At 34.7% G+C, this 12,097-nt stretch carries 6 protein-coding genes; 1 reads left to right on the top strand and 5 read right to left on the bottom strand.

Going from position 1 to position 12,097, the window contains the following annotated elements:
• Positions 1-151: 151 nt before the first annotated feature.
• Together RB618_RS19645 and RB618_RS19640 are read right to left on the bottom strand one after the other, a co-directional pair.
• Positions 152-1,675, bottom strand: coding sequence for a RagB/SusD family nutrient uptake outer membrane protein (locus tag RB618_RS19645; protein WP_308070329.1), 1,524 nt, complete (start codon positions 1,673-1,675; stop codon positions 152-154).
• 16 nt (positions 1,676-1,691) lie between these two features.
• Entirely contained in the window at positions 1,692-4,706 is a 3,015-nt protein-coding gene (locus tag RB618_RS19640) for a TonB-dependent receptor (protein WP_308070328.1), read from the bottom strand.
• A gap of 395 nt (positions 4,707-5,101) precedes the next feature.
• Here RB618_RS19640 and RB618_RS19635 point away from each other — a divergent pair, with 395 nt between their 5' ends.
• Positions 5,102-9,031, top strand: a complete 3,930-nt coding sequence (locus RB618_RS19635; protein ID WP_308070327.1) for a two-component regulator propeller domain-containing protein — start codon at positions 5,102-5,104, stop codon at positions 9,029-9,031.
• A 73-nt stretch (positions 9,032-9,104) separates the two neighbouring features.
• On the opposite strand, the gene RB618_RS19630 is transcribed toward RB618_RS19635, so the two are convergent.
• From RB618_RS19630 to RB618_RS19620, 3 genes are read right to left on the bottom strand one after another with little or no spacing between them, the layout of a single operon-like run.
• Positions 9,105-9,812 carry a LytTR family DNA-binding domain-containing protein gene (locus tag RB618_RS19630; protein WP_308070326.1) on the bottom strand — a complete coding sequence of 236 codons (708 nt, stop codon included), beginning with the start codon at positions 9,810-9,812 and terminating at the stop codon, positions 9,105-9,107.
• Complete coding sequence (locus tag RB618_RS19625) at positions 9,812-10,972, bottom strand: sensor histidine kinase (RefSeq protein WP_308070325.1); 1,161 nt, start codon at positions 10,970-10,972, stop codon at positions 9,812-9,814. Before RB618_RS19625 ends, RB618_RS19630 begins: the two co-directional genes overlap by 1 nt.
• A 49-nt stretch (positions 10,973-11,021) precedes the next feature.
• Entirely contained in the window at positions 11,022-11,750 is a 729-nt protein-coding gene (locus tag RB618_RS19620) for a CPBP family intramembrane glutamic endopeptidase (protein WP_308070324.1), read from the bottom strand.
• Between the last annotated feature and the right edge of the window lie 347 nt (positions 11,751-12,097).

Here is a 12,097-nt window from a genome sequence, read left to right as displayed (position 1 = left end):
TTAAATCTCTCTAAATCTGCTTTAATCTGTATAAATCTGCGTGAAAAAAGGGAATAAAAGTATTTCACGCAGATTTTAAAAGATTTTAGCAGATCAAATTAGATTTTACTTGTTGAATGAAAAGTATCCTATTATCATCCAATTCGTAATTTTAATATCCAGAGTTCTGCTCTAGATTTGGGTTATTATCTACATCGCTTTGCGGAATTGGCATTCTGTGATTTTTACCTACTGTGAAGTTTTTAAAATCTGTATCACGAAGTGCGATTTTATCAACAGAAGCTTGAGAATTTAAATCTCCCCAGCGTTTTAAATCTTCCCAACGAACACTTTCTCCGCATAACTCTAAAACTCTTTCCATTTTCAAACGCTCTAGGAATTTGTCGTGATCGTTTCCAATTTCAGGATGTGCTGTTGCCAATGTATTCATGTTGGCACGAGCTCTTACCAAATCAACATATTGATACGCTTGAGCAGTGTTTCCCAATTCGTTTAAAACTTCCGCGTAGCGCAATAAAATATCCGCATAACGAACCAATCTGTAGTTTACTTGACTGTAGTAATCCTCATTATTTCTGTAATAATCGCGGCTTCCTTTTCTAAACCAAGCTTCATTATTGTTCCACTCCCAATTTCTTCCGTATGTTTTGTCTCCAAAATCAGCTAATAATTGAGGATAGAATAAAGTCCATCTTAACCTTTCATCCAATTTTCCGTCTTTATTATTTTCTTGTTTAAAAGCATCAATTAACCAAAAACGAGCTTGTCCGTCAGACCATCCAATTCCTCTTGGTGCAAAAAATTGAGAACGGTTACTAGAAACTGCTGCATTTTGCGCTTCGTCAGTTCCTCCTTTTCTTTGATCTCCAAACTGGATTTCAAAAACAGATTCGGCATTATTCTCATTTGTATCCGTAAAATTATCTCTGTAGTTAGATACCAAACTGTACTTCGCTCCTGCTCCAGAAATTAAAAATTCCAAAGCTCCTTTTGCTTCTGGCCATTTATGCTGCTGCATATATACTTTTGCAAGAAAAGCTTTTGCAGCGCCTTTATCTGGTCTTCCTAATTGATCAGCAGCCCAATCTCTTGGCAAATCTTCAAAGGCTTCATTCAAATCTTTTTCTACTTGAGCCCAGATTTCGTCTACCTTTACTTGTTTTGGCAAATCTGCTGGTGTCGACGGATCTAAAACCAACGGCACATCTTCCCAAATTACACCTGCATAATAGTAGTGCAATGCTCTAAAGAATTTAGCCTGCGCTATAATTTGCTTTTTATCATTTTCATTTTGAAAAGTGATATTCGGAACATTCGCCAATACCTGATTGCATCTAAAAATAGCTTTATAAGTATCTCTCCACGTTACGGCATTTCCTTCCCAAAAATTATAATTGATATAATTGAATCTTGTCCAATCTGCCAATTCTGTCCACGGACTTACGCTATAACCTTCGTCAGAAGTTAAATCCAGACGGAAATATATCCATCTTGCCCACAATCCATCTTTATAAAACATGGCATAAATAGAGTTTACACCGGCTTGTGCATCACTTTCAGTTTTCCAATATTGGTCAACTGTAATATCATTTGGGCTGTTTAGATCCAATTCGTTTTCACAAGCGGTAAAAACAAGACCTAAAAAAGCTGCGGTTATTATGATTATTTTTTTCATTGCGCTATTTTTTTAATTAAAAGCTAAATTCTACACCAAAAGAATACGTCTGAAGATTCGGGAAAGAGCCGTTATCAACACCTCTTTCAAAAATTCTGTTATCACCCGTATTGCTAAACTCAGGATCTAAACCTTTGTATTTTGTGATTGTTAGAATGTTTTGTGCAGATAAGGTTAATCTTGCTCTTGTAATTCCTGATTTTTCTAAAACACTGCTTGGCAAATTATATCCAAAACCAATGTATTTTAGTCTGATGAAATTGCCACTTTCTAAGAAACGGTCGCTATCTCCTCTTGAATTTAAAGTCGAACCTTTTGTAACTCTAGGAAAATCAGTATTTGGATTTTCTGGTGTCCAAGGCTGAATTCCTTTTCTGTAGTTACTATTGTCATCAAAACGATCTACAACACTTCTAAATCCGTTATAAACAGTAGCACCGTTTGAAGCAATCCAGTTCATCGAAAAATCAAAGTTTTTATATTCAGCTCCAGCATTCAAACCCATTTCAAACTCTGGCCATGGACTTCCAACAATCGCCTTATCTTCGTTTGTAATTTGTCCGTCTCCGTTATTGTCTTTAAAACGAATATCTCCAGGCACTGCATTTGGCATAATCACTTTCCCATCAGCATTTTTGTAGTTGTCAATTTCCTGCTGATTTTGGAATAATCCGTCAGTTTCCAAAACATACCACATTCCTACTGGGCTTCCGCTGCGAGTCATGGTGTTTCCAATAATGTTTTCGTTTTGTCCGTTACCTAAAGAAACCAACTTGTTATTTACCTTTGTGAAGTTTACAGAAGCGTTAAAAGAAAACTCATTGATCTTTTTGCTATAAGCTAATTCCAATTCAAAACCTTTGTTTTCTACCGTTGCAGCATTAGAAATTGGGTTTCCTCCATCGTTTCCTGTAGTCAATAAAATTGGGAAACCAAATAATACATCTTCTGTACGAGCAATGAAATAATCTGCTGTTAAGCGTAAATCGTTATTTAAAACTCCTAAATCTAATCCGATATTAGTTTGTTTCAATTTTTCCCAGCGCAATTGTGAGTTTGATAATTTTACCTGAGTTGCAGAAGGATATAAAACTTGGTCTTTTCCTAAAACAACCTGTCCGAAATTATTAATGAAGCTTTTAGATTCATATTCTCTAATGTTTCCAGAACCTAATTCACCATAACTTGCTCTTAATTTTAAATCTTTAATAAATTCTGATTTAAAGAAAGATTCGTTACTAATTCTCCATCCCGCAGAAATAGAAGGGAAATTACCCCATTTGTTGCCATCACTGAATCTTGAAGAACCATCACGTCTAATTACCGCATTAAATAAATAGCGATTATCATAATTGTATTCTAACCTTCCTAAATACGATGTTAAAGCCGCTTCGTTGATAAAACCTCCAACAACTGGCGAATCTCCTTGATTTAAAACTTCATAATATTCTCCCGTTCCAGAATTCATCGGAAGATTTCTCTTTGTTCCGTAAATCTGGTCGTAATTGTCTTTTTGATACGTCTGACCAACTAAAAGTGTGATGTCATGTTTACCAAATTCTTTTTTGAAAGTCAATGTATTTTCAAACAACAAAGTTTCTGATCTTCCTTTGTTTTGATCGGTTTGAGAAGGATCTTGCGGCTGGTTTAATGTCCAGCTTCCTTTTTTTCTCATGTATTTATAAGAATCAAAACTAGTTTCATATCCAAAATTGAAACGGTATTTCAACCAAGGCACAAATTTTAATTCTGACCAAATGTTTCCTCTAATTCTAAAATTTTGATTCGTTACATTTGAAAAATCAGCCAATGCCAAAGGGTTTGTACCAAAAGTGTCAGCAACTCCTTGTTTTCCGTAACCATATCCACCCGGATTTGATGGATCGTAAAGCGGAATCGTTGGTGTCATTCTGTACACATCGATAATTGGATTTCCAGACATTTCGTCTGTTTTAGCATTACTGATCGCTAAATTTTCTCCAATACTGAAAATTCCTTTTGTTCCGCTTGAATTTACACGAAATGAAATTCTGTCAAAATCAGTTCCGATAACTGTTCCTTCATTTCCAAAATAATTTCCAGACATAAAGAATGTTGAATTCTCATTTCCGCCAGAAAAACTCGCGTTGTAATCCTGAATCATTCCCGTCTGAAAAGTGGCATCCTGCCAATCTGTATTAACAGCCATATTTAAGTTTTGTCTCGGAAATCCAGCATTATCATACGCCATGTTGTTGTATTTGGCAAATTCCTCAGTTCCCATTAAATCGTAACGAGGCATAACCTGAAGACTGCTTTTTGCTGATACTTCAACCTGTAATGGTCCTTTTTTTCCTTTTTTAGTGGTAATAATAATGACACCATTTGCTGCTCTAGAACCATAAATTGCTGCTGCAGAAGCATCTTTTAAAACCTGAATCGATTCGATATCGTTTGGATTAAAGTCTCTATTTGCAGAAGTTACTAAACCGTCAATTACGTATAATGGGTTTGTATTTTGAAGGTTTTTAAGTCCGCGAATTTCAACATTGGCTTCTTGCCCTGGGCGTCCGCCACCGCGAACTTTAACTCCAGTAACCAAGCCTTGAAGTCCGTCTGCTACTGTAGTAACCTGTCTTTTCTGAATTTCGTCTGGTTTTACTAACGCAACAGCTCCTGTAAGGTCTTTTTTCTGCTGCGATCCATAACCTACAACAACTATTTCATCCAGCTTCATAGCGTCTTCTGCCATGGTAACATTTATAGAAGTTTTGTTATTGATGGCAATTTCTAATGTTTTATAGCCTTGCGAACTAAAAACTAATGTCTGATTTCCGTTGGCCGAAATTTTAAAGCTTCCGTCAAAATCAGTAACAGCACCATTTTGAGTTCCTTTTATCAAAACATTCGCAAAAGGAACCGCTTGTCCGTCTGCGGTAGTCACTTTTCCCGTAACATTTATTTGCTGGGCAAAAGCGGACTGCAGTAATAAACTAAAGAAAACTAAGAGGTAATATCTCTTCGTTAAAAAGTGAGTGAACTTTGTTTTCATTGATTTTTGCATTTTAGATAGTTTTATTTCTTTTTGTGGTTTGGTTTAATGAAATATGGCTCTTTTTTAATCGTCTGGAATGCGGACAAAAAAAGAACTAATATTCTTTGGTTGTAATAAATTGTTCATTTTGTTTCAAAATTATTAATGGTTAGATTTTTCAAACTTTATTTTATTGATAGTATATTTTTAACCTTAAAATTTTATCAATATCATTTATTTGAAAATTCAAATTAGGCGCTTTTTATTCAAAATAAAATGCTTCATTTGTGTCAATATCTCTCTCAAATGATTCAAATTGTATTAAAAACAGATCATTTTCATTCAGCTGCAACATTTTGTAGAATATTGAGACGATTTGCAGAAATATTGATTTTAGCCTAAAAAACAGCCCTATGCGTAAATTCTTTCTTTTCTTATGTTTCAGCCTTTTTTCGATAAATTTTTCGAATGCGCAAGACTATTATTTTAAACATTATCAGGTTGAAGAAGGACTTTCTAACAATACCGTTTTAACCTCCATTCAGGATAATGATGGTTTTATGTGGTTTGGAACCAAAGATGGTCTAAACCGTTTTGATGGCTATCGTTTTAAAACCTATAGGAGCAACGGAGATCCTGTACATAGTTTAGGAAGCAATTATATACAGTCGCTTCACGAGCATAATGGCACTATTTGGGTCGGGACAGACAAAGGTTTGTATCATTATGATAAAAAGCTGGATCGTTTTACGATTTTGAATGAAGCGATCAATGACCGCATCAACGACATCAATCACGACCAAAAAGACAACATTTGGTTTATTTCTGGCAACATTTTGTATAAGTATGCACCAAAAAAGAAGGAAACGACCACTTTTAACCCGAACAAATATTTTATTACGACCTCGATTACGAAAGATTATAAAGGAGAAATTTGGGCTTCTTCTCTCAATAAAATCTATCATTACTCTGAGGAAAATCTTTCTTTTGAAAACATTCCGTTAAATCCGCCAGCGAATAAAGCCAATTTTAGAATCACCGTGATTTATGCGGTCGATTCTGAAAACATTGTAATCGGCACACAAGACCACGGCGTACTCCTATATAATAGAAAAGACAAAACGACAAGCGAACTTAAATTCGGGATCAAAGAACCCGTTTTCGTTCGTCAATTCAGAAAAAAAGGAAACGATGAACTTTGGATTGCTAGTGAATCTGGCGTTTATGTTTATAATCTTAAAACTAAAACCGCTGTAAATCTTAAGAAAAACTATAACGATCCGTATGCCATTTCAGATAATGCAGCTTATTCAATTACAATTGATAAAGAAAACGGAATCTGGATTGGAACATATTTTGGCGGTGTCAATTACCATCAGAAACAATATACGCAGTTTAAAAAGTACTTTCCGAAGAACAATCAAAACTCCATTAGTGGAAGCGCAGTTCGAGAAATCCATAAAGACGATCAGGGCAATTTATGGATCGGAACCGAAGATGCGGGAGTAAATCATTTTAATCCTAAGACACAAAAATTTACGTCTTATCCTGTTTCCTATTATAACATTCATGCTTTAATGCCTCGAAAAGACAAAATCTGGGTAGGAACTTTTGAGCATGGTTTGGATGTTTTAGACAGAAATTCTGGCACAGTTATCAAACATTACAGCGCCAATGACGGCCGAAGCGGACTGCACAGCAACTTCATTTTTTCTTTTTATGAAATGAAAAATAACGATTTGATCGTGGTAACAACATCGGGACTTTATCGCTATAATGAACAGGCGGATAATTTTGAAATCTTGAAATTCTTTCCAGAAACGTATCATTATACGAATATGAAGGAAGACAGCAACGGAAATTTCTGGGCAGGAAGTTATCGCGACGGATTGCTATTTTACAATCCGAAAACGAAGAAAAAAGAGGTTTTTACGTATGATTATAAAAATCCGAACGGAATAAGCAATAATACAATCAACGCCATTTTTGAAGACAGTTCTAAAAACCTATGGATTGCCACCGAAAACGGATTGAATCTCGTAAACAGACAAAACCACACTTTTACCAAATTCACAACCAAAAATGGAATGCCGAGCAATGTCTTCTACTCTATTTTGGAAGATGATTCTAGAAATCTCTGGCTGACAACTTCTAAAGGTTTGGTGAAATTTGGTCCAGATCATAAAACCATCAAGATTTTCACCACCGCAAACGGATTATTGAGCGATCAGTTCAATTACAATTCGGCTTTTAAAGATGCAAACGGCGATATGTATTTTGGAAATTTAAACGGAATGATCAGTTTTAATCCGAAGCATTTCAGCAAAAACAAATACACGCCTTTTATTTACATTACCAATCTTCAAATTAACAATAAAGATATTGAGGTTAACAGCCCCGACTCGCCCATTTCGCAATCTATTTCGTTTTTGGACGAATTGGAACTCAACAACAATCAGTCAACTTTTAATTTGGAGTTTGCTTCTTTAAACTATACCGCGCCAGAATTGACCGAATATTGGTTTCAGCTCGAAAACGTAAACAAGGATTGGGTTTATTTAGGACGAAACAACAAAGTTTTCTTTACCGAACTCGCGCCTGGCGATTATGTTTTTAAAGTAAAATCCTTGAATAGTTTTGGGGTTTGGAGTAAAGAAGTAAAACTCAAAATTACCATTCTGCCTCCGTTTTATGCCAGCAGTTATGCGTATATATTGTATTTTCTATTGTTCTGCGCCGGATTGTATTATATTATCAGATATTCTCAAAATCTGACTCAAATTAAGAATAACCGTAAAATAAAACATTTAAACGACGAAAAAGAGAAAGAAATCTATCAGGCAAAAATTGATTTTTTTACGAATGTCGCGCATGAAATTAGAACGCCTTTAACGCTTATTAAAGGTCCGCTGGAAAAGCTTTTAGGCATGAAATACGAATCGGAAGAAGTGCCTCAGCATCTTTCGATTATGAAGAAAAATACTTCGCGTTTATTAAAATTGGTCAATGAATTGCTCGATTTTAGAAAATCGGAAATTGGCGGTTTGAAATTGACTTTCGTCGAAGCGAATATTTCTTCAATGGTTCGAAATTTTCATTTAAGATTCAGCCAATTAATTGAAGAACGTGAACTGGAATTTGACTTGGAATTAGGAGAAAAAGACATTCATGCTTTTGTCGACAAAGAAGCTTTCAAAAAGATTTTGAGCAATTTGATCAACAACGCTATTAAATATTCGAATAAAAAAGTCTCTATTTCATTGTTCAGAGATGAAAAAAAACTGCATCTGATTGTGAAAAATGACGGAAATATGATTCCGATTCATTTAAAAGATAAGATTTTCGAACCGTTTTTTAGAGTTGATGATAGCAGTACGGCTTCAGGAACCGGCATCGGACTTTCGTTAGCGCATTCTCTAGCGCAATTGCACAACGGAAGTTTAGAATTGATTGAAGATGCGAATTTTAATATTTTCGAATTGATGGTTCCGCTACATCAAGAAGAAGAATTTATGCTTTATGCCGATTCTGAAAAAGAACAGACGGAAAGCGAATTGCCAAAAGAAGTTGTTGAAATCAAAAATGAAAAAGCACAAGTTTTAGTTGTTGAGGACAATGAAGATCTTTTGAGTTTTATTACAACAGAATTGACTGGAATTTATACTGTTCTAAAAGCCGAAAATGGTGAGGAAGCCATTAAAATTATTCATAACGAAAACATCCAATTGGTAATTTCAGACGTAACCATGCCTGTTATGGACGGATTTACAATGTGCAAAAAGATTAAAACGAATCTGGAAACAAGTCATATTCCAGTGATTCTATTGACGGCCAAAAACTCGCTGAAATCACAAATCGACGGACTTGAAGTTGGTGCAGACGCTTATGTGGCAAAACCTTTTTCTATGGATTATCTGAAAGTACAAGCCAATAATCTGATTGAAAACCGAAGACAAATCATGAATTATTATGCGAGTTCTCCCCTTTCGCATATTAAAAGCATTGCCCACAATAAAACCGACGAAAAGTTCCTGAAAAAACTCGACGATGAAATTCTTAAAAACATCACCGATCAGGATTTGAGTGTAGAATCACTCGCCGAAATCATGAATATGAGCCGTTCAACTTTATATCGAAAAATTAAAGACATCACAAACTTGAGTCCAAACGAACTGATTAATATCGTACGATTAAAAAGAGCCGCGGAATTACTGCTAAACGAAAACTATAAAATGTACGAAATCGCAGAAATGGTCGGCTACAAATCGCAAACAAGCTTTGGTAGAAATTTCCAGAAACATTTTAATATGTCACCAACGGATTACATCAATGCGAATAAGTAATGTGGCAATGTGTCAATTAGAAAATTAGTCAATTACTCACATTTTCTAATTTTCTAATTTTCTAATTGACACATTATCGAATTCCAAGCGACGAATACAGTTCATCTTTTTTATTCAAAGCTGCAGAAATGGTTTTCCCATCAATCAATTCGACCATATTTCCGTTAAGACTTCTCACAGCTTCGAGATTTAGAATAAAAGAACGCTGAACGCGAAAGAACATTGGGAGTTTCAGCACTTCTTCCATTGACTTTAAAGTTCCTAAAGTCGTGTACGATCCGCCATTTATGACGAATTTTAGATAATCTCCCTGCGCCTCCACATAAAGTATTTCACTCAAAAGAATCTTAATCAGTTTTCCTTCCGATTTAATAAAAATGCGATCTGAATTAATTTGATGAACTGAAGTTGTTTTCTTCAACGAAAGATATTCTTTAGCACGATTCACCGCTTTTAGGAACCGATCAAAACGAACAGGTTTTAAGAGATAATCTGCAGCTCCCGTTTCAAATCCTTCTAGAGCAAAATTACGGTGTGCCGTGATGAAAATAATAACTGGAGCATTCGTAAGCGATTGCGCCAATTCTAAACCATTAAATTTAGGCATTTCAATATCGCTGAAAATAATATCAATTTCGTTTTCCTGCAGAAACAATAACGCTTTAGACGCTTCTCCAAACGAAGCTTTCAGTTCCAAAAACGGAATTTCAGCAATAAAAGATTCGATAATATCTCTTGCAATTGGCTCGTCGTCAACAACAATGCATTTTAGTTTTTCCATTATCTTCTTAAAACTATTTTTAAATCGACTTTAAACGAATTTTCCAGTCTTTTAATTTCTAATTCATACTGATCAGGATATAGCAATTCTAAGCGTTTACGAGCATTCTCTACTCCAATTCCGCCAAAATCAGAATCGTTTGCCGTTTCTTCCAAATCGTTTTCTAAACTAAACCAAAAAGTATTGCTTTCAATCTTAATGTTGAGTTTTATAAAGGCATTTTGGCTTTTTAAACCGTATTTAAAAGCATTTTCTATAAAAGTAAATGTCAGAAGCGGTGCAACAAAAAGTCCTGCGGTTTGTCCTTCACTAGTAACTTGAATATTGGCATCTTCGGCATAACGCATTTTTTCTAAAGCGATATAATTTTTAATAAAATCCAATTCTTTTTCCAGACGGACAATTTCAGTATTCGACTCATAAAGCGTATAGCTCATAATATCTGAAAGATTCAAAATGACTTCAGGAGCCAGATTGTCTTTTCTAACCGTCAGTCCGTACAAATTATTCAAGGTATTAAATAAAAAATGTGGATTCAACTGAGCCTTCAAAAAGTCTTTTTCAATTTGAATATTCTGAATTTCTAAAGCTGTTTTCTCTCTTTCAATTTGAAATTTCTTGTTGTACAATTTCGTGATTTCGACCAATATTTTAGCAAAGCAAAAAGGCGAAAGCAACGAAATGATAATTATAGTCTGCGAAAGCATTCTTTTTGGCGAAACTGCTTCCAGAAAACGTTGTTCTGCGCTCATTTTGATCACGCCTTTTAATTCTCCGAAATCAACTTCAAGACCTAAAGTATAATATAAAAGCGAAATAAAGTACGTTGAAGCCATCCAAACAAAAATCGAAAGCGGAAAAACCAATACTAACAGTACTATAATTCGAGTTTTGCTTCCTGAGAAAATCTTTGGAAGCAACAAATAAAACAGCATATAAAAGACAATAATATTGACCAAAGCCATTCTGATAGTCAGTAAAACAGCATCAAAATAAACGAGATGATAGCCAATTACATAACTTAAAAACAATAAAACAGAGAATCCGAACCACATGAAAACATGCAGTAAAATTCGATTTCTTTTGGTGAAAAAGCCGTCAAAATTCAGCGAAGCGATTTTATCTAAAAAATATCCCGAAGTCGATGTGGTATTTGGCATGTAATACGGTTGTAAAGCAGTTTCAAATATAACTTTAATTTGGCAGGTTTTATAAAATTCTAATCACGGCATTGATCAAATTAATGGTATTATGCCCTAGAATAGAATAAATGAGATTTCCTGAAAACTGTCTTAAAATTCCAACGCTTAGAGAAGAAATCAAGGTTAAGTACACCATTGTAATAATATCAAATTTCAGATGTAAATCTTGATCTAAAACCGCTCCGTGAGAAACTCCAAACAAAACGGTTACGATAACAAATGCCCAGCCAAATTTGATACCGCGATAATTCCATGTTGGCGCAAAAGCCTTATCTAAAAGCCATAAAGAGATTCCTCTAAACAGAATTTCTTCTGTTAATCCAGGCATTGTGGCTTGAAAAAGAAAAGTTTCTAAATCAAAGGCGTTGCCCTTTGGAAACAAAATCAGTTTGAAAATAATGTCGAAGAAAGTAAATCCGAAGAAAACCAGTAATCCGAATTTCAAGCTTGCTGGCGAATTGGTTTTAGAAGTAAATCCGATTTTGATTCTTTCTTCTTTTGAAACAGAGAAAATAATAATCAATCCTAAAATTAGGCTTAGAATTTTTCCTGACCAATTGAACTTTAAATCAAGATCAATTAATTGTTTCCCCGAAGCCTGTAAAAAAACATCGGCAAGGAAATATAAAATGAAAAAAACTAAATATTTCCAGTTTATTTTTTCCGTTTTAAAGCACGCAATAACAATAAGCGGAGCAATTAACAAAATCCAAAGAAGAGGCGTAAATAGTGACATAATTTTGATTTTTAAGGTTTTAATTTGAATCAAAAGTATATCGAGAGTATATCAATTAAAATTCAGATCGGTAGAACACACGATCTGCTCGGTGAAAATGTTGTTTCGACCGATTGCAGATTTTAAAAAATGTTCCGTAGGAACATCTCATCGGTAGAAAAATATGTTTTTAAATCGTTTTACGTTCCGTAGGAACATTTGGTTGGTTTCATAATTTTTTATCATTTAAAATATCAAACGTTCCTACGGAACGCAAATTGGGCTGGACACCATTTTTTTTCTACCGACGAAACATTCCTACGGAATGATAGCCCCTATTAAATATCGAGAATTCAATTCGATTCAAT

Origin of the sequence: Flavobacterium sp. LHD-85 (assembly GCF_030929595.1) — a bacterium.
In the GTDB taxonomy this organism is placed as follows: Bacteria; Bacteroidota; Bacteroidia; order Flavobacteriales; family Flavobacteriaceae; genus Flavobacterium.
Note: the sequence above shows the minus strand (reverse complement) of the source record. Positions and strands in the feature narration are given on the sequence as shown.